General features: G+C 42.7%; 21 protein-coding genes and 2 tRNA genes. 13 read left to right on the forward strand and 10 right to left on the reverse strand.

The window, feature by feature from the left end; all coding sequences use genetic code 11:
• The first annotated feature begins 35 nt into the window (after nucleotides 1–35).
• The gene (locus PCRYO_RS02370) at nucleotides 36–395 is read left to right on the forward strand and encodes a hypothetical protein (RefSeq protein ID WP_011512826.1); all 360 of its coding nucleotides are present in this window, start codon (nucleotides 36–38) and stop codon (nucleotides 393–395) included.
• A 189-nt stretch (nucleotides 396–584) separates the two neighbouring features.
• Here the strand turns inward: PCRYO_RS02370 and PCRYO_RS02375 are convergent.
• Nucleotides 585–661 (reverse strand) — tRNA-Arg (locus tag PCRYO_RS02375).
• Nucleotides 662–959: 298 nt separating this feature from the next.
• Between PCRYO_RS02375 and PCRYO_RS02380 the strand changes: the two genes are divergently transcribed.
• The 4 genes from PCRYO_RS02380 (at nucleotide 960) to queF (ending at nucleotide 4,749) form a co-directional block, all read left to right on the forward strand.
• A complete protein-coding gene (locus PCRYO_RS02380; RefSeq protein WP_011512827.1) occupies nucleotides 960–1,637 on the forward strand; it encodes a c-type cytochrome in 678 nt (225 codons plus the stop codon).
• Between the two features lie 239 nt (nucleotides 1,638–1,876).
• Nucleotides 1,877–2,824 carry an ABC transporter ATP-binding protein gene (locus PCRYO_RS02385; protein ID WP_011512828.1) on the forward strand — a complete coding sequence of 316 codons (948 nt, stop codon included), beginning with the start codon at nucleotides 1,877–1,879 and terminating at the stop codon, nucleotides 2,822–2,824.
• Between the two features lie 179 nt (nucleotides 2,825–3,003).
• Nucleotides 3,004–3,777: an ABC transporter permease gene (locus tag PCRYO_RS02390; protein ID WP_011512829.1), complete on the forward strand. Its 774-nt coding sequence runs from the start codon at nucleotides 3,004–3,006 to the stop codon at nucleotides 3,775–3,777.
• Nucleotides 3,778–3,891: 114 nt separating this feature from the next.
• Entirely contained in the window at nucleotides 3,892–4,749 is an 858-nt protein-coding gene (queF, locus tag PCRYO_RS02395; protein WP_011512830.1) for an NADPH-dependent 7-cyano-7-deazaguanine reductase QueF, read from the forward strand.
• A 104-nt stretch (nucleotides 4,750–4,853) separates the two neighbouring features.
• Here the strand turns inward: queF and PCRYO_RS02400 are convergent, their stop codons facing one another.
• Nucleotides 4,854–6,572: a proline--tRNA ligase gene (locus tag PCRYO_RS02400; RefSeq protein ID WP_011512831.1), complete on the reverse strand. Its 1,719-nt coding sequence runs from the start codon at nucleotides 6,570–6,572 to the stop codon at nucleotides 4,854–4,856.
• Nucleotides 6,573–7,256: 684 nt separating this feature from the next.
• Here PCRYO_RS02400 and PCRYO_RS02405 point away from each other — a divergent pair.
• Nucleotides 7,257–8,024, forward strand: a complete 768-nt coding sequence (locus PCRYO_RS02405; protein ID WP_011512832.1) for a DUF4230 domain-containing protein — start codon at nucleotides 7,257–7,259, stop codon at nucleotides 8,022–8,024.
• Nucleotides 8,025–8,333: 309 nt separating this feature from the next.
• Here the strand turns inward: PCRYO_RS02405 and PCRYO_RS02410 are convergent, their stop codons facing one another.
• The gene (locus PCRYO_RS02410; protein ID WP_011512833.1) at nucleotides 8,334–9,959 is read right to left on the reverse strand and encodes a cryptochrome/photolyase family protein; all 1,626 of its coding nucleotides are present in this window, start codon (nucleotides 9,957–9,959) and stop codon (nucleotides 8,334–8,336) included.
• 137 nt (nucleotides 9,960–10,096) lie between these two features.
• Here PCRYO_RS02410 and PCRYO_RS02415 point away from each other — a divergent pair, with 137 nt between their 5' ends.
• From PCRYO_RS02415 to PCRYO_RS02445, 7 genes are all read left to right on the forward strand, one after another.
• The gene (locus PCRYO_RS02415) at nucleotides 10,097–10,780 is read left to right on the forward strand and encodes a phosphoribosylanthranilate isomerase (RefSeq protein ID WP_011512834.1); all 684 of its coding nucleotides are present in this window, start codon (nucleotides 10,097–10,099) and stop codon (nucleotides 10,778–10,780) included.
• Nucleotides 10,781–10,960: 180 nt separating this feature from the next.
• Nucleotides 10,961–12,163 carry a tryptophan synthase subunit beta gene (gene trpB, locus PCRYO_RS02420; protein WP_181210862.1) on the forward strand — a complete coding sequence of 401 codons (1,203 nt, stop codon included), beginning with the start codon at nucleotides 10,961–10,963 and terminating at the stop codon, nucleotides 12,161–12,163.
• A gap of 114 nt (nucleotides 12,164–12,277) precedes the next feature.
• Nucleotides 12,278–13,096 carry a tryptophan synthase subunit alpha gene (trpA, locus tag PCRYO_RS02425; protein WP_011512836.1) on the forward strand — a complete coding sequence of 273 codons (819 nt, stop codon included), beginning with the start codon at nucleotides 12,278–12,280 and terminating at the stop codon, nucleotides 13,094–13,096.
• 262 nt (nucleotides 13,097–13,358) lie between these two features.
• Nucleotides 13,359–14,312 (forward strand): acetyl-CoA carboxylase, carboxyltransferase subunit beta, encoded by a 954-nt coding sequence (accD, locus tag PCRYO_RS02430; RefSeq protein WP_011512837.1) that lies wholly within the window; start codon nucleotides 13,359–13,361, stop codon nucleotides 14,310–14,312.
• A gap of 229 nt (nucleotides 14,313–14,541) precedes the next feature.
• Nucleotides 14,542–15,915: a bifunctional folylpolyglutamate synthase/dihydrofolate synthase gene (locus PCRYO_RS02435; protein ID WP_011512838.1), complete on the forward strand. Its 1,374-nt coding sequence runs from the start codon at nucleotides 14,542–14,544 to the stop codon at nucleotides 15,913–15,915.
• A gap of 230 nt (nucleotides 15,916–16,145) precedes the next feature.
• The gene (locus PCRYO_RS02440) at nucleotides 16,146–17,342 is read left to right on the forward strand and encodes an SPOR domain-containing protein (protein ID WP_011512839.1); all 1,197 of its coding nucleotides are present in this window, start codon (nucleotides 16,146–16,148) and stop codon (nucleotides 17,340–17,342) included.
• Nucleotides 17,343–17,643: 301 nt separating this feature from the next.
• The gene (locus PCRYO_RS02445; protein ID WP_011512840.1) at nucleotides 17,644–18,174 is read left to right on the forward strand and encodes a DUF2726 domain-containing protein; all 531 of its coding nucleotides are present in this window, start codon (nucleotides 17,644–17,646) and stop codon (nucleotides 18,172–18,174) included.
• Between the two features lie 25 nt (nucleotides 18,175–18,199).
• On the opposite strand, the gene PCRYO_RS02450 is transcribed toward PCRYO_RS02445, so the two are convergent.
• From PCRYO_RS02450 to gatC, 7 genes are all read right to left on the reverse strand, one after another.
• A complete protein-coding gene (locus PCRYO_RS02450; RefSeq protein WP_011512841.1) occupies nucleotides 18,200–19,156 on the reverse strand; it encodes a DUF1853 family protein in 957 nt (318 codons plus the stop codon).
• 102 nt (nucleotides 19,157–19,258) lie between these two features.
• Nucleotides 19,259–19,438, reverse strand: a complete 180-nt coding sequence (locus PCRYO_RS02455) for a hypothetical protein (protein ID WP_041752957.1) — start codon at nucleotides 19,436–19,438, stop codon at nucleotides 19,259–19,261.
• A 111-nt stretch (nucleotides 19,439–19,549) separates the two neighbouring features.
• The gene (locus PCRYO_RS02460; protein ID WP_011512842.1) at nucleotides 19,550–20,404 is read right to left on the reverse strand and encodes a hypothetical protein; all 855 of its coding nucleotides are present in this window, start codon (nucleotides 20,402–20,404) and stop codon (nucleotides 19,550–19,552) included.
• A gap of 202 nt (nucleotides 20,405–20,606) precedes the next feature.
• Nucleotides 20,607–20,683, reverse strand: a tRNA-Pro gene (locus PCRYO_RS02465).
• 114 nt (nucleotides 20,684–20,797) lie between these two features.
• A complete protein-coding gene (gene gatB / locus PCRYO_RS02470) occupies nucleotides 20,798–22,327 on the reverse strand; it encodes an Asp-tRNA(Asn)/Glu-tRNA(Gln) amidotransferase subunit GatB (RefSeq protein ID WP_011512843.1) in 1,530 nt (509 codons plus the stop codon).
• Nucleotides 22,327–23,823, reverse strand: a complete 1,497-nt coding sequence (gene gatA / locus PCRYO_RS02475) for an Asp-tRNA(Asn)/Glu-tRNA(Gln) amidotransferase subunit GatA (protein WP_011512844.1) — start codon at nucleotides 23,821–23,823, stop codon at nucleotides 22,327–22,329. Before gatA ends, gatB begins: the two co-directional genes overlap by 1 nt.
• Before the next feature lie 65 nt (nucleotides 23,824–23,888).
• Nucleotides 23,889–24,203 (reverse strand): Asp-tRNA(Asn)/Glu-tRNA(Gln) amidotransferase subunit GatC, encoded by a 315-nt coding sequence (gene gatC / locus PCRYO_RS02480; protein ID WP_011512845.1) that lies wholly within the window; start codon nucleotides 24,201–24,203, stop codon nucleotides 23,889–23,891.
• Between the last annotated feature and the right edge of the window lie 475 nt (nucleotides 24,204–24,678).

Here is a 24,678-nt window from a genome sequence, read left to right on the forward strand (position 1 = left end):
AAGCTAACCCTTGCTAATAATGGATATCCTTTCTTATGATAGACGGAATTTGGTGGCTTGTCATATTGATGGCAGTTATCGTTGGATTATGGTTTTTTGCAAAATCACGTGCACCAAATAACTTGCATGATACAAAGTCAAGAGATAAGAAAAAACCGATAAATGACGCCTTACAAAAGACGGCGGAGATGATTAAGCAGTATTTTCCTGATTATCGAGTGACACGAAAGGGCAGTCATTTGCTGGTTACTCGACAAAATATAAAAATCGCGATGATTACGATCGACCCCAAGCTTGCTGCTAGTCAACGCCGTTTGGGTGATATACCAGTGATTAATTATCAGCGTGTACCTAGCCGTGCGCAACTGGATGCCAATTTGCAAGAGGCAGAGTAGATTGGTACGAATATTTAGCTAGGAGAAGTAACACTCCGTCATAAGTCAGCATAAAATGGAATTAACAACAATATATACAACATTTTATAGTTATTAACAGACGAGCTTATTAATGATAAAAACTTCAAGGTTTTTTTAAATGGTCTTATAGATTTGAGGTAGTGCTGAGAAATGGCGAAATACGATGATTGGTGCGCTCGGCGGGAATCGAACCCACGACCCTCGGCTTCGGAGACCGATACTCTATCCAACTGAGCTACGAGCGCAAAAGTGCCTAAAAATAAAGACCGCTTAGTCTAACAAATAAAAGTCATAAAGCCAATGAATGAAGCCCGCTATTGAGGTTTTTTAAGAAAAAACAGCATAGTCCGCAAACAGGCATGGCAATCTACCCGTCTTTTCCCTTATAATGTCAGGGAGAATCCATATTTATAATCACCGATTACAAGTGCGCTCGCATGCGGGATGGCTGTTTGCTATTGACAACGGTTTGTTGTCAAAGGAGGACAGACAGAATGTCTAAGTCATGCTGACCCTTGTATACGTAATAAGAGAACGTGACGAATGAGAAAAGTAGTTATGTTATCGGCAGCTGCCATTCTAGGAATCGCTAGTATCGCTGTGAGCCAAGCTGAAAGTGCTATAGATACACCCGTTACTATATCTGCTGTCGCAGAAGGCAAAGAGGTTGTCGAAAATGCCCCTCAAAAGCTAGGTGATGAGCCTCAAGCGGCGGCTGACACCACGGATGGCGCTGCTTCTGCTGATGCAACTGCACAAGCAGACGCGACAGCAACAGATGCACCAGCCGAGGCAACTGCGGCAGCCGCACCAGCTGCTGTCGAAGAGCCAATTCCACAAGATACGCCGCAAGTACAAAAATTGATTGCGTTATATCCAAATCTGATTGCTCGTATTCAGCCTGTTGCCAAAATATGTTTTGAAGAAGATGAAGTTTGTGACGTGACGGCTCGTTCTGCTGGTCCAGCTGCAGGCGATGGTCCTCGTGATGGTAAAGCAGTCTATAACGCGGTATGCCAAACTTGTCATGCGTCAGGACTGCTTGGCTCTCCTAAGTTAGGTGATGCGGGTGCTTGGGGACCTCGTATAGCAAAAGGTAAAGATACCCTATATACCCATGCTATCAATGGTTTCAATGCTATGCCTGCCAAAGGCGGCGCAGATATTCCTGATGAAGAAGTGCAAAATGCCGTTGATTATATGGTTGGTGAAGCCAGCTAGTTTTTATTGCTAAGGTACTTTAATATCGCACTTTAAAAGGCAATAAATAAAAAGCATCTATCTCATAGTGAGGTAGGTGCTTTTTTATATATGATTGATAGGACTCATGTCGTCGTTATAATATTCCACCGTTGAAATAGCTTCCCTTCAGCCTCACATTAATACACTACAGCAACGATTATAAGAATTGGCATGCTGATACAGCATTTTTTAGATTAATCATTCATAAAGAGGTATTCATGTCTGAAGTACCAGCACTATCGATTCAGAATTTATCCAAAACTTATAGCAACGGATTTTCGGCATTAAAAGATGTCAGTCTTACGGTTCCGCAAGGGGGATTTTTTGCGTTACTGGGACCAAATGGTGCTGGTAAGTCAACGATGATTGGTATCATTAGCTCGCTCTTTAAACCAACAGCGGGTAGTGTCCATATCTTTGGTACGGACTTGTTATCTGATCCCTCAAAAGCCAAGCAATTTTTGGGCGTAGTACCGCAAGAGTTTAACTTTAATCAGTTTGAAAAAGTTGAAGATATTCTTATTACTCAAGCAGGCTATTTTGGCATTGCAGCAAAGGAAGCAAAACCGCGTGCAGAGAAGTTGCTCAAAGCTTTGGGACTTTGGGACAAACGTGACAGCAAATCGCGTGAGCTCTCAGGTGGTATGAAGCGTCGATTGATGATTGCACGGGCGCTCATACATAAGCCACGTCTATTAATATTGGATGAACCGACTGCTGGTGTAGATATTGAGCTACGCCGCTCAATGTGGGAGTTTATGGAGCAGATTAATATTGAGGAAAACACCACCATTATTTTAACTACGCATTATCTTGAAGAAGCTGAGCAGCTGTGTAAGCGTATCGCGATTTTGGATCACGGTGAAATTCGTATCAATACTGAAATGAAAGACTTGCTTGCGCAGTTATCGGTTGAGACTTTTGTCTTTGATGTGGCGACTCCGTTAACACATCAAATAGTATTAACTGGTGTGACGGATGTCGTGCAGCCGGATGATTTGACGATTGAGGTGACATTGACAGAAGGTGAGTCGTTAAATGGTGTCTTTACTCAATTGTCTGAGCAAGGTATTACGGTCGCGAGTATGCGTAATAAAGCCAACCGCTTAGAAGAGCTGTTTATGCGTCTGGTAGATAAAAGCCTACATGAACCTTTAAGCTCGTAGCTCTTTAGCATTAGCTACCTTTGAAAGTTGGGCTTTATAACAAATTTTTATGAATAATAAGACCGTATTAATAAGTCTTCATTCAACATGTATATTAAATAGAATAATCAGATAGGCAACTCTGTTTACACTAGAGACTATTTACTCTAGCAAGCATAGGCGCTTAGGAGAGATACCGCATGAACTTTGCACAACGCTGGATTGCATTTCGCACTATTTTGGTTAAAGAAGTGCGCCGGATTCTACGTATTTGGCCGCAGACGTTATTGCCGCCAGTCATTACCATGAGCCTGTATTTTGTCATCTTTGGTAAGATGATTGGACCACGTGTGGGTGAAATGGGCGGTGTGCCGTATATGCAATTTATCGTGCCTGGTTTGATTATGATGGCAATCATCACTAACAGCTATTCTAATGTGGTCTCAAGCTTTTTTAGTGCCAAATTCACCGCCAGTATTGAGGAGCTTTTGGTCTCGCCCGTATCAAAACATGCTATTTTGATGGGCTATATCAGCGGTGGTATTTTCCGCGGATTAGCGATTGGTATCATTGTCTCGATCGTGGCGCTGTTCTTTACTGATTTGGGTATTGAACATTTATTTGTGACCATATTTACTGTCCTTGGCACCTCTATTCTGTTTTCATTGGGCGGCTTTATTAATGCTGTATTTGCCCGCTCTTTTGATGATATCTCCATTATTCCAAGTTTTGTATTAACGCCGTTGACATATCTTGGCGGGGTGTTCTACTCGATGGAAAACTTATCACCATTTTGGCAAAATATCTCATTATTGAACCCAATCGTTTATATGGTCAACTCATTCCGCTACGGGATTTTGGGCTATTCTGACGTCAATGTCTGGTATTCAATGGGTGCTATTTTTGCTTTTTGTGCGATATTTTATACCATTGCCTATCGACTATTAAGTGACGGCTCGCGCGTACGTCTGTAGGAAGAATAAGGTTTATATAAATCTTTCATCCCGTTCGAGCACTTGAACTGGTTAATAATCTTACTAAAACTTTAAATGTTATTTAATTTCAATCATTACTATTAGGAAATACCAATGAGTATCCACGGTATCTTGGGTGAACAAACCACTGATTATCCAACTGAGTATAGTCCAGAGACGTTATATCCGATTGCTCGTAGTATGGGGCGAGAGGTCATTGGTTGGCAGGATGATAAGCTAGAGGTAGGTTTCGATTGGTGGCAGGCATTTGAGCTGTCATGGTTAAATGAGCAAGGTATATCGCAGGTTGCGATAGCACGCTTTGGCATTCCGGCAAGCTCGCCATTTATTGTTGAATCAAAGTCATTGAAGCTTTATCTAAATAGTATCAACTTTACTGAATTTGGTAGTTTGGAAACAGTACAAACGCTGATAGCGAAAGATTTGTCGAAATGCGTACAAGCTGAAGTTAATGTTGAATTGTTTGACTTAGAGGATGAGCATTCAGGGCTATTGATCGCTCAGCCTGATGGCATTTGTATTGATGATGCACTAGCGGACAGTACTGAGAAAGTAGCATTAACGCTGCATCCTGATGCGTCATTATTAGAACGTAATACAAGTGATGCTAAAATATCAGAGGGTAAAACTTTTAGCTTTTATTCTAATCTATTACGTAGTAATTGTCCGGTGACCAATCAGCCAGATTGGGGGACATTGGCAGTTTCGATAACCAGTAATAAGCCAGTTAATAACGCAAATATGCTGCGTTATATATTAAGTTTCCGTCAGCATAATGGCTTTCATGAGCAATGTGTCGAGCAGATATTTGCTGATTTGAGTCAATACTATGAGCCAAGTGAGCTCATGGTTCGTGCTTGGTATACACGTCGAGGTGGTATTGATATCAATCCTTGTCGTGTCAGCGATATTGCATTATTGCCTGTGCCTAGTCGTTTGATTCGTCAATAATAAAAGCATTATGAATGGTTTTTAAATAAACCTCTAAGAATAAAAAAGCGCCTATCTCATATACTGAGATAGGCGCTTTTTATGGTACTAATTTTATCGTTGCACTATTTACCGCTGACTTTAGCAATTACTTCATCACGGCTAAGTAGTTGCTTTTCACTATCACGGCGATTAACGTATTCGTACTTGTCTTCTGCCAAGTTACGGTCAGATACTACGATACGATGCGGAATCCCAATCAGCTCAAGGTCAGCAAACTTCACGCCTGGGCGTTCATTACGGTCATCAAGCAATACATTGATACCAAGAGCTTTTAGCTCCTCGTACAATGCCGTTGCTGTTTCCATAACGGTGTCTTCTTTTGATTTCATTGGCACGATAGCGACTTCAAAAGGTGCTAAAGAATCACTAATATCTGGTGTTGATGGCCACATAATGCCGTTTTCATCGTTGTTTTGCTCAATAGCAGCAGCGATAATACGGCTGACGCCAATACCGTAACAACCCATCATCAAAGTGACCGGCTTGCCATCTTCGCCTGATACCGTGCAGTTCATCGCTTGTGAGTACTTATCACCCAACTGGAAGATATGACCGACTTCGATACCACGTTTGATCTGTAGCGTACCTTTACCATCAGGAGAAGGATCGCCTTCGTGTACATTGCGAATATCAACAATACGGGTGATATGCGCGTCACGCTCCCAATTCATACCTGTCGTGTGCTTGTTAATTTCATTGGCGCCAGAGACAAAGTCGGACAATGCCGCTGCTGCACGATCTACAAAGACGGGCATATTAAGCTCAACGCCGATATAGCCTTTATGCAGACCAGCGGCTTTTAGCTCTTCTTCCGTTGCCATCATTAAAGGGACATTGGCTTCTTCAATTTTTTCGGCTTTTATGGTGTTTAGTGTATGGTCGCCGCGTAATACCACAGCGATAAGCTGTGGCTCACCTTCTGGTGTATGACCTTGCACAATCAATGTTTTGACAGTTGTAGCAAGCGGAACGTTTAAGTGCTCAGCAACGGCTTCACAGGTTGGCATATTGACGGTATCAATATTCTCGCGAGCCATCGTTGCAGGCTGGCGTTCTGCCATACTCACAGATTCTGCAAGCTCGACGTTGGCAGCATACTCAGACGAATCAGAGAAAGCAATATCATCTTCGCCGCTGTCTGCTAGGACATGAAACTCGTGTGAGGCAAAGCCGCCGATTGAGCCAGTATCTGCTTGTACAGCACGGAAATCAAGACCTAAGCGCGTGAATATGCGCGTATAAGCGTCATACATCTCATCATACGTCTTTGCCAGTGATGCTTGGTCAACGTGGAAGGAATAAGCATCTTTCATGGTAAATTCGCGTGCGCGCATCACACCAAAGCGTGGACGAATCTCATCACGGAACTTATTTTGAATTTGAAAAAAAGTAATCGGTAATTGCTTATAACTGCGCAGCTCGCCTTGGGCAAGATTGGTGATGACTTCTTCGTGCGTCGGTCCCAATACAAAATCGCGGTCATGACGGTCTTTAAAGCGTAGTAGCTCAGGACCATAGTCGTTAAAACGTCCGGTCAGCTGCCAAAGTTCAGCAGGCTGAGTCATCGGCATAAGCACTTCTTGAGCGCCGATATTTTGCATCTCTTCGCGAACGATACGCTCGACTTTTTGCAATACGCGCAAACCCATTGGCAACCAGATATATAATCCAGAAGCGATTTTGCGAATCAGACCGGCTCTAACCATTAATTGGCTTGAAGCGATATCTGCATCACTGGGTGTTTCTTTTAGCGTGGCAAATAAAAATTGACTGGCTTTCATAAATAAAGCGGAACCTTATCGACGATAAAATAAATAAGAAATAGTAGGATGTTGAGCGTGTGGTTTGATAGCCGACGCAAGATTACCTGTTATTACTTGGTAATAGTGTAGGACATGCCCTAGCTAGAAAGCACTACAACAGACAGTACGCTAGTGAGCAGTGCGTTCGTAAACAGCATTTAAAAAAGGATATAACATATTATTTTGTATAAAAATATCAGACTTCATCGAGCACTGTTTTTAGCATAAAGCTCGAAAAATACCTGTATACCGATATTTTAAGCATACAACCTGACTATGTTAGGTAAAGTTCGCCTAAGACGCAATGACTTTTTGTTTTTTCAGAGCGAAGGTTACTTAAAGGGCTGAATGAGACAGCTATAACTCGATTATTTACCAGTTCTAAATGTATTTATAGCAAATAAAAAGAAGTTTTTTGAAGATGACATCATGAGTGATTATGTAGGGTATTGGTAGTCATTACTTGAAGTTGCTGCTTAAAAATAGCATTTATTATTTAGTACGTGATTTTTTGTGTAGTTCCAATGATAGGTATAGTGAATTCAGCATTAAAAAAATTCATCCCAGTTCCGCGTTGGAATATAACGTATCTGTTCTATTTGGAATAGACTATAGTTATAAAAATAATCGATAAAATTATGATAAAACCATAAAGGTGTTTATATGAACAGTTCTGATAATCGAAATCCTCTTGATACGACTGATTCAAAAGCGAAAAAATCTATCGCTATGATGTCGTGGATCGTATTGCTTGCTAGTCTCGCAGCCGTCATTTTCGCTATCTATACTGTGCAGAATATTACCAAAGAAGAGCCCATAGAAACCATCACTCGTGAGGGTGTGGTGACACAAATTCAGAAGTTGAATCGTTTGGAGACGGTGGCATTCAGCGTTGATACGGTGATTACTAGTCAGCGTTCAGGCAGTTGGATGAAGCTATGGCAAGACGAGCAAAAGGCGCTATTTATTGCTCGTGGTCGCGTAGAGGCGGGCATTGACTTGAGCGCATTGACACCTGAGATGGTACAAGTGATACAGCCTACCGAGTCGGAAGTAAATGATGCTGAAAACGCTGATGTTAATGCCTCCGTTTCTATTATGCCCCAAATTAATATTACGCTGCCGCCATCAGAGATATTTTCAGTCTATCTAGATGATATCGAGATTTACGATTGGCAAACGGGGGCTTTTGGTATGATGCAAGTCGATCCAAAAATTCTAAAACAAGCACAAAGCATGGCAAAAGCCGAGGTGCTTGAACGTGCTTGCCGCGGTGATGTCATGACAATGGCGTTAGATAACGCGCAAACTCAGTTACAGCAGTTATTTGCATTAACTGGCGCAGTAGTGACGGTCACCACGCAAGGTGCTGGCTCGTGTCAAATGCCGTTAGTCGCTTCAGCATCGGCGACTGCTACGGTTAACAAATAACCAAACCAATTCTCAGCAGATAATGGTTGTATAGTGAGTTTATTACGAAAGTGTTATAGCGCTATTGGTATGAATTTTGCGCAGCCTCTGGGAACGCAGCACGCCAGTAAAATTTATACCAATAGCGCGTTTAAATGTTCATAACATTTTTATTTTTATCTGACTATATAGTCAGGGAAAAGTAATATCGATACATCAAGTACTGCTGATATTCATTTTTCTTGCTTGCTGTGCCTACGCAGACAGAGGCTGCAGAAAATTTATACCAGCAGCACTGTAGCGTTTTTTGAGATATTTTAACTATAGATATTACTCTTTTTTAAATTCAGCAATCACTAATTGTCGTGCCAGTTTATGCTCAACGATTGGCACAGGATAATCAATATCTGCAAAGGTACCATTCTTACTCAGAGCCTTGCGCATTTTATCCTCTCTATGCAAAATGCTGGTAGGAATCGGTTTTAATTCAGGCAGCCAAGTCTTAATGAATATTCCCTCAGTATCATGGCTTTTAGCTTGGCTAAAGGGATTCATAATACGAAAATAGGGCGCAGAATCTGTACCTGTTGATGCGCTCCACTGCCAGCCACCATTATTAGACGCAAAGTCACCGTCTATCAGCTGTTGCATAAAGTAACGCTCACCCCAGCGCCAATCAATCAATAAATCTTTGGTCAAAAACATCGCGGTAACCATGCGCAAGCGATTGTGCATAAAGCCTGTCGCATTAAGGCAGCGCATCGCTGCATCGACTAATGGCACACCCGTTTTGCCCTCACGCCATGCTGCAAAAGCATCTTCATCATATGACCAGTTGATTTTCTTATCAGTCTCATATTTATAAGCTTGATGGCGGATAAGCTCAGGTTTATAGTCTAAAACATGGCGATAAAAATCTCGCCAAGCCAGCTCGCTTATCCAGCGGTTGATGTCGTTATTGTCACCGCTGTCAAAGTTGTCACCATCATTTCTACGTAATTTCCCTAGTGCCTGAGTAGCTTGTAAGTAGCAAAGTCTGGGACTGATTGCGCCAATAGTAAGATAGGTTGATAATTGACTGGTCGCCTGTAAGCTCGGCACATCACGGCTCACATCATAGTTATCGATATCATCCGCGATAAAGTGCTCTAATCGATGACAGGCTTCCGCTTCGCCAGCAGGATAAGCAAGGCGCGCTTGGCTAATTTGCTTGTCCGTATCTATATTTTGATAGGATTCATGAGTTTGTAGATATTCTTGATAGTCGTGGACAGTTTTTTTGCACAATGCTTCTATATCTTGAGTAGTGTTTGCACTGTGTTCTGATAATGTTAAATTAACTTGTTTATTATCTATGATGGCAAGTGCTGTATGAATTTGTATGTCACTAACCTCCAAGGTATGCCGCCATTTTTTATAAAATGGGGTAAACACTTGATACATGCTGTCATCATTGGTAGTGATACTTTTCGGTGGTAAGATACATTGGTCATGCCAGCGGATAAACTCAATTTCGTTGTTTGCAAGTTGTTTGGTTAACAGTTCATCCCGCGCAACCTCATTACCTTCGTACTCATGATTTGCCATTACGCAGCTGATATTATTTGACTCACATAATGCGCTCAACGTAACTATACAATCAGTAAAACTAGGGCAGACCTGCACGGTTAAAATGATGTTCAACTGATGCAGTTTTTCTGCGAGGATAGGAAGTGTTCGCGCAATATGATCAAGCTGTGTAAGCGACATGTCATGTGCCTGCCACTGCTCAGGGGTAAGAAAAAATACCGCGCTGAGCTGAGCATTGTCTTCGTTTGCACGCTCACAAATGGCAGCCAAAGCAGTATTGTCATGAACGCGTAGATCACGGCGAAACCACATGAGATAATGAAACTGATGACTATCCTCGACTTTGTTGTGTGAATTATTTTTTATCGCTACCGCCGTTTTAGACATTCATCTATTCCCATATTAATCAATCGCAATCATAAACAAAACTATGAATAAAAGTATGCTAGGATAAGTTTTTGGATGCAATTGATTTGCTCCTTTATTAACAAATCATCATATTCAGTCTTTCGCAAGGTTACCTCATGCACGTTAAGTTTTGTGGATTTACTCAACTTGATGATATTAAAGCTGCTGTTAAACTCAATGCGGACGCCATTGGCTTTGTATTTTATCCGCCAAGTCCTCGTGCGGTTACAATCGAGCAGGCGCAAATATTGAGTGCTGCAGTACCGGCTTTTATCAGTGTGGTGGCTTTGGTCGTCAATATGCCTGAAGATGAGCTTATTGAACTGGCAAATCATGTCTCTTTTGATATTATCCAATTTCATGGCGATGAAACGCCCGAGCAGTGCCGTCAGCTGGCAAATCTCGTCAATAAACGTTGGATTAAAGCGTTGCGTGTCAATACTGAACAGGATGCGCTTGAGAGTGTGAATATGCAAATTGACAGTTTTGCCGCAGCAGGCGCAAGCAGCATTTTACTAGATGCCTACCATCAGCATAAGTATGGCGGTACAGGCGCACGCTTTGACTGGAGTCTGATACCGAATGACAGCTCACTACCGATTATCTTAGCCGGTGGACTTGATGCCGATAATGTCGCTGCCACTTATGACTTACCAATTTATGCCGTTGATGTCAGCGGTGGGATTGAGTCTGATAAAGGCAAAAAAGACGTTGGCAAAATGCATGCCTTTATGAAATCAGTCAAACGCGACCGATGGCAAAACGAGACGCTTAGCGAATCTTCGAATATAAGTAGTTAGCTTTACTGCTGTCAAATTGCCAAAGCAAACTATGTAAACAGTTTTCCCTATAGTTTTTCTAAAAAACAGATATCCTAAAAAATACCACTTATTACAGTAGGAATTACCATGAGTCATGTCGCTAACAAAGATGTATCTGCCACCGCACACGCTATTAATAGCTTTACTAATCCAGAAAGCGTGCAAGATTTTAACCAGTATCCTGATGCGCGAGGACATTTTGGCGTCCACGGCGGACGCTTTGTCTCTGAAACCTTGATGGCAGCGTTAGAAGAGCTAGAAACGTTATATAACACAGTCAAAAAAGACCCTGCATTTTGGGAAGAATATCACAATGATTTGGTCAACTATGTTGGACGCCCAACGCCTCTCTATCATGCCAAGCGTCTAAGTGATGAGATTGGCGGTGCGCAGATTTACTTTAAGCGTGAAGATCTTAATCATACTGGCGCGCATAAGGTCAATAATACTATTGGTCAAGCGCTCCTTGCCAAAATGAGTGGCAAAAAACGTATTATTGCAGAAACTGGAGCAGGGCAACATGGCGTTGCGACGGCGACGATTGCCGCGCGTTTGGGACTAGAGTGTATCGTTTATATGGGCGCGGACGATGTTGAGCGTCAAAAGATGAACGTCTATCGTATGCGTTTACTTGGTGCGACAGTTGTGCCGGTAACATCTGGCTCACGTACTCTCAAAGATGCGATGAATGAAGCCATGCGTGATTGGGTTACCAATGTGGATAGCACATATTATATTATTGGTACGGTTGCAGGTCCGCATCCTTATCCGTTACTCGTACGCGACTTCCAAGCAATTATTGGTAAAGAAGCGCGTGTGCAACATCTGCAAATGACGGGTAAATTACCAGATGCGCTAGTCGCTTGTGTTGGCGGCGGCTCAAATGCCATTGGTCTATTCTTTGACTTCTTAAATGATAATGACGTTAAAATGTATGGCGTGGAAGCAACAGGTGATGGTATTGAGACGGGTCGTCATTCTGCACCATTAGCTGCTGGTCGTATTGGTGTATTACACGGTAACCGTACTTACTTGATGGCCGATGATGAAGGTCAAATCCAAGAAACCCATTCTATCTCAGCTGGTCTTGATTACCCTGGTGTTGGTCCTGAGCATAGCTTCTTAAAAGATATGAAGCGTGTTGAATATGTTGGTTGTACCGATAAGGAGTCGTTAGAAGGTTTCCATGAAGTCACGCGTAAAGAAGGCATCATTCCGGCGCTTGAATCTGCTCATGCGGTTGCTTATGCACTAAAGCTGGCTAAAACGATGACGCCTGATCAAACCATTATCGTCAATATGTCTGGTCGCGGTGATAAAGATTTGCATTCGGTGATGAAGGCAGAAGGGATTGAGCTTTAATAGCTACTTTTTAGTAACAACTGGATTATTCCTTGGAAGAAAAATTACTGATTTGACCCGTTATTATTAAATAAAGGGTCAAATGAGCCAGTTTATAATAATTAAGAGACCACTATGACCCGAATTGAAAGCACCTTTGAAACCCTAAAAGCACAAAATAAAAAAGCACTCATCCCTTATGTGATGGCAGGCGATCCCAATCCAAGCAACTTTGTTGGCTTGCTGCATGATTTAGTCAAGCATGGCGCAGATATGATTGAAGTGGGCTTACCATTTTCTGACCCAATGGCAGATGGTCCTACAGTAGCATTGGCAGGCGAGCGTGCATTAGCAGCGGGTACGAGCACTCGTGATGCACTAAAGATGGTCAAAGAGTTCCGTCAGCAAGATACGCAGACGCCAATTATCCTGATGGGTTACCTTAATCCAGTAGAGATTATCGGTTATGATAACTTTGTCTCTTTATGTGAGCAGTCAGGCGTCGATGGTATTTTGATGGTTGATTTGCCGCCAGCAGAAGCGGGTAGCTTTACCCAGCATTTGACTGAGCACGCGATGAATGAGATTTTCTTATTATCACCAACTACGCTGGCTGAACGTCGTCAGCAAGTATTGACCCATTGCGGTGGTTATATCTACTACGTGTCTTTAAAAGGCGTGACGGGTTCAGCAACGCTAGATACTGACGATGTTGCAAAGCAAGTACAGGCCATTAAAGCAGAGACAGATTTGCCAGTATGTGTGGGCTTTGGTATTCGTGATGCAACTTCTGCCAAAGCAATTGGTGCTCATGCGGATGGTATTATCGTCGGTAGTGCATTGGTACAGAACTTTGCTGATATCGATGCCAATGATATCACTGCAGTCGCTAATGCTCAGCAAAAAATTATGGCAAAAATGGATGAGTTACGCGGCGCACTCGATAGTTTATAAGCACCCGCTCAAACAGTTGGGCAAGTTATCGTCACAATATTTATGAGGGTATTTATAACAATGTTTATAAAGACACAGGCAAATGGCTTTGCTAAAGTTAGTTTACGTGTGTAAACTAACATCACATATAAATGGTCACAGTTATGCATTAGCGTGCCTTATAATTGCTAAAGTCATGAGGATATGTGACGATTAAACTGATTCTTATAAATGGACTCTTACGGACAAGTGCACAAGTGAGCTTGCCAATAAGCCTTAGATAATGGCGAATAATATGACTGATACGATGACAAAACCTGATATAAATAACGATAGTACAAGCCTACAGCAAAATGGCAATAAAGCTGGTCAATCATGGTTTGAGCGCCCGATTCCGGGTATCAAACAGCAACTAACGGCGCAATTGACCGCTGTAGAGACAGAGCCTTCTACAAAATGCAGCAGCTGCCATTCGATCATTACTAATACAGCGCTGATTTTTAACTGTTACGTGTGCCCGCATTGTGACCATCATCTGCCAATGAGTGCTCGTGAGCGCTTGAACTGGCTGCTCGATCAAGTAGAAGGCGAGCTTGGGCAAGAGTTTACCGCCAAAGACCCGCTAAAGTTTGTAGACAGTAAGCCGTATCCAAGTCGCATGGCAGAAGCACAAGAAAAAACGAAAGAGAGTGAAGCGCTGATTGTGCTATATGGCAAATTGCGCAATCTCGATATCGTAACTTGTGCCTTTGACTTTCGATTTATGGGTGGCTCTATGGGCTCAGTGGTTGGCGACCGATTTGTCCAAGCTGCCGAAAAAGCCCTCGCAGACAGAGTACCTTTGGTCTGTTTCGCTGCCTCTGGTGGTGCGCGTATGCAAGAAGGCTTGCTATCACTCATGCAAATGGCAAGAACAGCAGCAGCAATTGAGCGTTTGAGAATTGCTGGCGTGCCATATATCGTGGTACTGACCAATCCTGTTTATGGCGGTGTGACCGCATCTCTTGCGATGCTTGGTGACATTCACTTAGCAGAACCAAAAGCTATGATTGGCTTTGCTGGTAAGCGTGTGATTGAACAGACAGTACGTGAGACACTAGAAGAGCCGTTTCAACGTGCAGAGTTTTTGCTAGAGCATGGTGTGGTTGACGAAGTGGTACATCGTCATCAAATGATTGATACCATTTATCGTCTGCTGGCGAAACTGTGTAGCGTACCCAATGTTGATGTTCAGTAGATAGTAAAAATAAAAACACGTGGGTTAGATTCAAGCAGCTGTTTTATAATTTCGCTGCATAATGATCGAGCGGCGTGCTAATATCTGCCAAATATGTAAAACTAATGAATAGCATTTATCGTGTATAACGGTAAATGCTATTTTTGCTTTGTAGCAAGCTAGTCATACTGTTTTTATTTTTTTATATAAGTTTTATCTTTTATCTCAAACTTTGATATAGGTTCTGTCCATGTCTGATTCTTTAGTGTCTCGTAGCCCCAGTAGTACCCCTGACAACCAAGCCACTTTAACCGAATGGCTGAATTATATGCAGCAGATTCATGTCTCGGCGATAGATATGGGGCTGTCACGAGTACTGCCAGTTGCTGAGGCATTGGGAGTCGTACAATCAGCCAAAGATGACGCCTATGTATTTACGGTTGCAGGTACTAATGGCAAAGGCTCGACGACTGCGGTCATCGCGCAGATGTGCCAAGCCGCAGGATATAAAACTGCCTTATATCAATCGCCGCACTTGAGCGTCTTTAACGAGCGGGTACGGATCGATGGCGAGATGGTCAGCGATGAAACCCTGATTGCTGCCTTTAGCAAGGTAGAAGCGGCACGGTTGCAATGTGATTTAACATTGTCATTTTTTGAGATGACAACACTGGCAGCATTGTTGATATTCGCGGAAGCGGATTGCGATGTTTGGGTGTTAGAAGTAGGGCTGGGCGGTCGCTTAGACGTGGTCAATATCATCGACCCTGATATGGCAGTGATTACCAATATTGCCATCGATCATGTTGATTGGTTGGGTGATAATGTGGAAGCCATCGGAGCGGAAAAAGCAGGTATTTTACGTGATGGGATTAGCGTCATTTACGGTGCTACAGAGATGCCAAATAGCGTACAGCAAGCGATAGATAAGCATCAGGCGACTTGTTATCAAGTCAGTAAAGAGTTCAGCTATTGTGAAAATAATTCGACTAGGTGGCAATATAGCAATGCCGCTGTCACTCTACAATTGCCTCGACCCGCACTGTCATTGACCAATACTGCCAATGCTCTGTCAGCAGTACTTGCAAGTCCCTTAGACGTCGATACCAATGCTATAGAGCAAGCGCTAAAAACAGTTAAGCTTGCCGGTCGCTTCGATTATCGTGAAGTCCATGAGCGTCATTGGCTATTTGATGTGGCGCATAATGATCAAGGCGTTGAGTTTTTATTGGCACAGTTAGTGCCGCTTTGGCAGCAGCATTTAACACAGCAAAGTACATCTGAACAAGTTAATCAAACTTCAGGTGAACCTGCTACCATTAAAATGTTGTTTTCTATGCTAGGTGATAAAGATATTAATAAAGTGGTGCAGCGTTTGACGACAGCAGGCTTACCAATCAGTGATTGGTTCATCGCTGAAATTGATTATCCACGTGCTGCCACTACGGAGCATTTGCAAGGTATCTTAGCGAGCTATGTCGATGATTCTCAGATACATGAGTTTGCGCGTTTGCAAGAAGCCACTCATGCGATTATAAATGCCAGTCAGCCACAAGATTTAATCGTAGTCTGTGGCTCTTTTCATACGATTGGAGAGGCATTGTCTACGCTTGAAACGCGATAATTTACGTTAAAACATTGACTGTTTGATGTTAGTCTTAGTAATAGCGTGGTGGCAGACAGCATGAAAAATATGCTTTATAATCAAAGTGATTAAAACCTAGCGCATTAGTATTAAAACGGATGGAAGCAACTGGCGCTAATGGCTTGCTGATTTAAGCTATCTATAATATAGTTTAAAACAATAACCGCGCCGCCCAATCAACCTTATTACCAACTAAGAGACGTAAACGGATGAATTTTTCGAGACAAGCCTTATTGGGCATTGGGATGATTATCGGTGGTAGCGTGATGCTATACGCCATGGTACAACAAATTGGTGATACCAATAAATCACAGCCAGCATCGGCAATGATCGATCAACCGAGTGCTGAGCCTACGTCTGTACAACCACTGACAACAGATATCGAAACAGAAAAACGTATCTTGGCACAAAAACAAAAAGAGCGTGCCGCTCGCGTTGCAGAACAAGAAAAGCGTGCTCAGCAGTTCTTAACTGAACAAGAAGCGGCAGAGGCGCAAGCATTGGCAAAAGCACGCGCTGAAAGTCAGCAATATCTGGCGAGCACCACACCAAGTATCGAAGATAACGTTGATACTAACAGTACTAATGAAGAGGCGACGAAGAACACACTTGCAACACCTATATCAGCGCCTTCTAGTGCAGAGGCGTCCACTAATTCCGCTGATGGTGCTGAAGCAAAGAAGAAAGCACTAGCGGAGCAGCAGGCAGCTGAAAGACAAGCAACTATTAGAGAGCAAGCTGCTGCTAAGAAATTAGCAGATAGCAAAAAAGAAGCAGACGTTAAAAAGCAGGCTGAAGCGCAAGTAGCTGCGCAAAAAAAGCGCGAGGCGGATGAAGCCGCAAAAAAGACCCCACCTAAGTCGCCCTCTGACTATCAAGTCAAAAGAGGAGATGGGCTGATTAAACTGGCACGCCAGTACGATATGCCGGTAGAAGTCTTAGCTCAAGCCAATAATCTCTCACCATCAACATCGCTAAATCTTGGTCAAACCATTACGATCCCATCGCGTAAGCAGGTAGAGCGTTTAGAGCGAGAAGCAACAGCGGCTGAACAGGCACGTGAAGAAAAGCGTCAAAGAGAAGAAGCTTTAGTGAAAAAGTCAGCAGACGCTAAACGTGATGCTCAGCAAAAACTCAGTGAAGCCCGTAAAGAAGTCAAAGAAACCGATGCTAAAGGTAGCTTTGGGGTACAAGTAGCGTTAGCAAACGACCAATCCAAAGCGGATGAGATGGCAAAAAAATTCCAATCTGCAGGTTATCAAGTTAAGACCAGCCCGACGAGTCGCGGTGTACGGGTTATTGTCGGTCCTGAGCGTGGTAAAGTAGCCGCTTTAGCCTTGAAGGATAAGATTAATAGTGACCCTAAAGTGAATACCACCAGTGCTTGGGTATTATACTGGCGCTAGATGTTGTTAAAATGCTAAACGCATGATAATGAAGTAGCAGCTAAAATCTTAATGAGAGTGCTTTCATATATTATCATTTGATGCTTTATAATTAAAACACGACATCTATTGTCGTGTTTTCGTTTTAGTGTTTGTCCATTTGCTCATACTTAGCTACCATGAGCACCATTTTTGTTTCTCTCTGTATAACCTGTTAGCCCATAAGGGTCGACCTGCTGCAGTTAAAGGTAGTTTGTTATGTTAGCTAGGCTAGCATATAGGCAAGCTATCTAACTGCTTAGATATTGCATAAGGTAAAACCATGTCATTTGGCGCTATATTTTTAATATTGGCAGTTGGCTTTTTGGGGCTGATTACCTTACCAAAATTATTTTCTAATAAACAAGCTGTTGAACCAGATCTGCCGCCTGTACGCGGTGATGAGTTGGCTATTTGGCCGTTTGCGCCGATGCCTATCATGACCCCTACTGAAGTGATATTTTTTAATAAGTTAAAAAATGCATTACCGGAATATCATATTTTTGTGCAAGTACAGCTGTCACGGATTATTGAAGCGAACAGTAATGAGACGTCTGAGCGCAGTTTTTGGTTCAATCGTATCTGCCGCCAAAGTGTTGATTATGTGATTGTTGATATTGATGCGCAGACTACCTTGGTTGCCATCGAGCTTGATGATTGGACACATAGCAGTAAAGCAAGGCAAAAAGCCGATGACAAAAAAGACAAGGCGCTTGCCAGTGCGGGTATTGCTATCGTGCGTTTTCATGCGGAGCGCATGCCGAGTGCCGACATGCTGAGATATGAGCTGATGCAAGTGATTGAGAGTTATTAAAAGCTATTAAGATGATGATAAAAGCTTAAAGTTTATTTTCTACTTGTTCGGTCTGCTTAGGATAAATAACAATAGGTCTATCGCCTGCAAAATATAAACCTGTTTTTAATATATCGTTTTTAGAATTGTTCAGTGGCGACTGACGGTCATCATAAAAGTCGCGTTTACTAAACCATTCAATGTAATGGGCGGCACGCAATGCGGTTATATCAATTGTCGAAAGACTAGCGCTATCATCTTTATCGCACCATTCGTGTATCGGAAAGCTTGGTGTCAGCCAAGACGGATAAGTAAAATTACAGGTATTTATCGGCAAAAAGAATCGCCCTTTTATCACGCCATAGCGCTTATCAATTTTAATTTGACCATGTTTTTCCGTATCTACCCATACGGTGCGAAACTGCTTGGTTTGCATGTGAGTCATTTTGCGCTGTAAATTGTCCTTGGAGTTGATGCCAACCCAGTTCTCCGGCTCAAACGGTGCTGATCCCATAAAGAACTTAATAGCCAGTTCCCAATGCTCGACCAGATTTTCTGCATGATTATATAAGATTAAATCCAGCTCACCCGTCGTCTGCTTGCCGTTAAATAATTGCACATTATTAGCGAGTGTTTCGTACGGATGTAGTTCGCGCGCAAATCCATCCTCTAACCAAAATGACAGTAAGCCTTCGAAATGAAAACCTAAGCGATTGGGGCTTGGACGCTTAAGTAAATAGCGGGTTAGCGCCTGATAGTCATTGGTGCTATCTAGCTCTCTTAACCGCTGCTGATACACCGCAAACTGCGATTGCCAAAAGTGTGCGCTATGAACCGACACGGTATGTGTATTCTGATGCGGCGCAAAGTCCAGCCATTCCGTTAAGACGTTAGGGCAGGCAAGCACATACGCTAAATCACGCACATAAGGTCGCTGGTATACGTCCCAAGGTGCGTCATCTATAAGGTAAGTCGAGAAGGGCTGAGCGATAGGCTCTGACATAAAGTGAACCAATGCAAAGATGTAGCATTTACCCTAACGGCTCGCTCTATAAAAGTCTATAGGACACGAGTATCGGCTAGGGTAATGCTTAGTCTTTTGGACTTAAAACATGATATTAATGTGATGGATATGAATACTAATATCAGGCGGCGATAGAAAGTAAGGTAATAGGATACTGAATACCGTTTTTAGTATTGGCAGTAGCCATTTTGGTAAGTTGCTGGATTCATTATAAGGTGACTGCTGTTCTAAATGAGGTGGGGTGTAATCTTGCTGAGTCATTATCTAGCTCCATAATTTACCGTAACTTGATTGATACGGCTTATTGTTGCTAGTTTATGGTGTGGGGGTTTGCGTAGGTTCTATAGTAGATAGCAAGTTATCTATAGTAGATTAATTTAGTGGCTTTATATCGTTAATACGTGACAGCCATTTGCCTACGGCTTGATATTCGAGCGTTAAACCATCGTTTTGTAATATAGTGGTAATGCTAGCATTCAAAGATGGGTTGTTTTGGCTATATGGTTCGGCATTATCCAGATTAGTAAGTTTAGCCATTGCATACATTACCCTATCTAAAGCTCTATATGCTTGATGCGGTACTTTTTCTAAATCATCGGCTGGATTGACTGCGAGTGCAGCTTGTTCACTTTTGCTTTCAAGGTCTGATATTTCTTTTCTCTGTTGGACATAAACTTCCTTAGCCTTTTCCAAACGTGCTTCTAAAGCCTGATTTTTAGCTAGTAGAGATGAGTAATCATCATGAGTAATCGGTTTTAATTTATGAATATCAATATCGGAGAATAAAGTTTTAGGCATGTCGTCAGCATGATATTCGGCAATAAATTCTTTTAAGTCAGTTACTTTTATAGTTCGTCGTTCAGGATTAATATGACCTATATCACTACTCCCAGAGTCAGCTTCTTTTTTATCCTTGATATCATATTTATAGTAACCTTTACCGCCATCTCTGCCCATTTTTAACTTACCATCCTCAAAGGCCTGATGAAGTATTTCACATCTAGGTTCAACACATTGAACATATGGGTGCTTAACAATACTTCGGGACAATGCGTTTCCATCTCCTTTAGGAGTACATTGAGTCAATTCAGTAGCTAATTCACTTCTAGGAATACCACACCATAAAATTGCCGCTTCAGGCACAGTCAAATAATCAAAATTATTTTTAATATTGTCGCAATTATTAAACTGTGAGTAATACTCTTTACCCTTAAGACTATATTGCATAATTCAAATCCTTACATCTTTCCAAAATAAGCATAAATCACTATTATTCGAAGCGTTAACCTTACAGAACTGCTTATACTTTAATAAAAATCTGAGTTTACCTCATCTCTTACCTAAGATGTAGACACAAACCTTATAAATCTAACCCAAAAAAAGCCAACCATTGAAAACAATGATTGGCTTTTCTCTTTATTACTATGTTTGGTCGGAACGGCAGGATTTGAACCTGCGACCACTACACCCCCAGTGTAGTGCGCTACCAGACTGCGCTACGCCCCGAATGACTGACTATTTTACGCAAAATTATGTATATTGCAAGAGCTATTTATTTCAGCCAAAATCTACAATGGCATTTTATATATCATAGCCAGTATAACCAATGAGCAGTCAACCTTAACCCAGTAACTCTTTCAGAATTTGGTTGACTTGCTGTGGATTGGCACTACCGCGACTGGCTTTCATTACTTGACCAACTAAACCATTGAAGGCTTTTTCTTTACCGCCGCGATACTCTTCAACCATCGCTGCATTTTTAGCAATGACGTCTTCAACGATGGCTTTGATAGCGCCCGTATCGGTTTCTTGCTTAAGACCTTTTTCCTCGATGATTTTATCTGCTGCATCATCAGCATCGCCACCTTCGCGCTCATATAAGGCACTAAAGACCTTCTTAGCCAGTTTGCCAGATAGGGTATCGTCTTTGATGCGTGATAGCATACCAGCCAATTGCTTGGCGCTGATAGGGGAGTCAGTAATTTCCTTATCATCTTTATTCAACGCACCGAGTAGGTCGCCCATTACCCAGTTAGCTGCCATTTTGGCATCTGCTTGCCCAACTTCTGCGACCACATTTTCAAAGTAATCAGCAATTTGACGGCTACCAGTCAAAATACGAGCGTCATATTCTGAAAGACCAAGCGCTTCTTCAAAACGCGCACGGCGGGCAACCGGTAGCTCAGGCATCGCTGCACGAATGCTATCAACCGTATGCTGCTCGATACGCACAGGTAGCAAGTCAGGATCAGGAAAGTAGCGATAATCATTGGCGTCTTCTTTGGTACGCATAACACGAGTTTCGTCGCGCTCTGGGTCATAAAGCATCGTTGCTTGTACAACTTTACCGCCGTCTTCTAAAATGTCAATCTGACGCTCGATTTCGCGATTGATGGCACGCTCGATGAAGCGGAACGAGTTTAAGTTCTTAAGCTCAGTACGCGTCCCCAACTCAGCACCAGGTTTACGGATAGAGACGTTACAATCACAGCGGAATGAGCCTTCTGCCATGATAGCATCTGAGATACCTAGCCACGTGACCAGCTGATGAATGGCTTTGATATAGGCCAGTGCTTCGTGAGCTGAGCGCATATCAGGTTCAGAGACGATTTCAATCAAAGGCGTACCAGCGCGGTTTAGATCCACGCCCGTCATACCATCGACGGCATCGTGTACTGATTTACCAGCATCTTCTTCTAGATGCGCGCGGGTGATACCCATACGTTTTGGATATTCGTTCTTTTCACCTTCATTGACCACGACATCTATATAGCCTTCGCCAACGATAGGGTTGGCCATCTGGGTGATTTGATAGCCTTTCGGTAAATCAGGGTAAAAGTAGTTTTTGCGGTCAAAAGTATTAAATAGACCCAGCTCAGCGTTGACGCCGATACCGAATTTTAGCGCACGATCAACCACACCAGCATTTAGCACTGGCAAGACACCCGGTAAGCCTAAATCTACAATACTGGCTTGGCTGTTTGGCTCGTGACCAAAGTCAGTCGGCGCGCTCGAGAATATCTTACTTTCTGTGTTCAGCTGACAGTGAATCTCGATACCGATGACCACTTCATAACCATCGACGAATAGCTCTTTACGAACATCGTGTTTGCGAACGGCGTTGTTATCAGTAGTAGTTGCTGTATTCATTATACCGTCTCCTTCGCGATGGTAGAGTGTTGCAGATGATGATCTGTATGCTGCTGGAATAAATGAGCAGTAGAGAGCAATTTGCTCTCTTGCCAATATTGTCCAATCAATTGCAAACCAATAGGCAATCCAGCTGAGGTTAAACCAACTGGCTGACTAAGCGCAGGTAGACCCGCTAAGTTGACACCAATGGTATAAACATCACCTAGGTACATCGTTGCAGGATCAAGGTCTTCACCAAGTTTATAAGCCGCTGTTGGCGCCGTTGGACTGGCGATCACATCACAGTTGGCAAAAGCATCTTCGAAGTCTTTGATAATTATGCGGCGCACTTTTTGTGCCTTAGTGTAATAGGCATCAAAGTAACCAGCAGATAGCGCATAAGTCCCTGACAAAATACGGCGCTGTACTTCAGGACCAAAGCCTTCAGAACGCGAGCGCGTATATAAGTCAATCAAGTCTTTAGGGTTTTCACAGCGATACCCAAAGCGCACACCATCGAAGCGTGATAGGTTTGATGATGCTTCAGCTGGGGCGAGCATATAATAGGTAGCAAGGGTGATCTCTGGATCGGTGATTGTCACCTCTACAATGGTCGCGCCAAGTTCTTCATATTTCTTTAACGCTGCACGAGCTGCTTGTTCGACTTCAGTATCAAGTCCTTTACTAAAGTATTCTTTAGCAACACCAATGCGTAAACCGGCAAACGGTTTATCACCAGCGCTGGCAGCAGCGTCATTTAAATCTTGTACATAATCAGGCATGTCGTATTTGATAGAAGTCGCATCGCGTGGATCATGACCAATCATTGGCTGTAATAGGAAGGCACAGTCCATGGCACTGCGACCCATACTACCGGCTTGATCAAGACTCGAGGCATAAGCAATCATACCGAAGCGAGAGACGCGACCATAAGTAGGTTTGATGCCCGTTAAGCCGCAAAATGAGGCAGGCTGACGAATAGAGCCACCGGTATCACTACCAGTCGCAACGGGTACAAATCCTGCTGCAACGGCTGCTGCACTACCACCTGATGAGCCACCAGGTACATGCGCTATGTTCCAAGGATTGTGCACCGCACCATAATATGAGCTTTCATTGTCTGAGCCCATCGCAAACTCATCCATATTGAGTTTACCAAGGCTAATCATTCCAGCTTTATCAATGTTAGTGACGATGGTCGCATCATAAGGAGAGATAAAATTATGCAGCATTTTAGAGCCACAGGTCGTCAATACGCCTTGAGTACAAAAAATATCTTTATGCGCCATGGGTACGCCAAGTAATGGGCGTTTGTCCCCTTGTACACGCATCTCGTCCGCCGCTTTTGCTTGCGCGCGCGCTGTCTCAGAGGTATGAGTGATAAAACTGTTGATCTTGCTATCAAGCGCGTTGATACGTTTGATGTAGTGGTCAGTCAGCTCAAGGCTGCTAAATTGTTTGTCTTGCAGACCAGTAATGAGCTGCTGGGTACTTAATAAATGAAGTTCAGACATAAGGTGTCGTCCGTCAAAATGTTAATAGCATAAAGTAAGATACGAAATCAGAGAGCGACAGCCGCCTATTCAATCACTTGCGGTACCAAATACAAGCCATCTTCGACAGCAGGGGCAACCGATTGATTGCGTTCACGATTGATATCGTGTTTAGCGACATCAGCACGCAAATCTTGGCAAGCTTCATGAATGTTTGATAAAGGTTTGATATCGGTGGTATCGACATTACCAAGCGTGTTCATCAGCTTAAGTATTTTAGAGATATCAGCAGCATAGCTATCGGCAGTATTTTCATCGACACCTAAACGGGCAAGGTTGGCAACTTCTAGGATTTCTTCACGGCTGACAGTGTTGTCAGACGTTAATGGTTGCTGTGACATAGTGTCTCCAGTTACGGACAGTTTTTGTTAGAGTAGAATATGACTAAAACAGATAAGCACTAAAATAAGTGACTTATGTAAAGATGTAAGTATACAGTGGCTTTATTATAAAGCATCTGACCGAAGTTTACAGAGTAGGACACTTGATTACAGCACAATCTTTACTCACAAGATTGTTTAAAAGGGCTTTATTCACGACTCTTCTATTAAAAAAGGCTCAACTTAATAAGCAATTATGCGAAGCTGACTGGATAGTAAAAAGTTGATGGTCAATAGCTCCCCATTTAATGACGAAATACGTTACAGTGGGTAGCTGCTGCTAATCAAGTTATCAAGCAAATTACTTAATAAGTATCATAAGACGGTAGCTGCTTGTGAGTGATTGAATTAAAGGCTGTTTCATCAAAGCGGCTGGTATGGTCTGCGATTTCAAACTTTGTAACAACTTTTAGCGCATAAGCGCAAAATCCTAGCG

The sequence above is a fragment of the Psychrobacter cryohalolentis K5 genome, assembly GCF_000013905.1.
Lineage (GTDB): Bacteria > Pseudomonadota > Gammaproteobacteria > Pseudomonadales > Moraxellaceae > Psychrobacter > Psychrobacter cryohalolentis.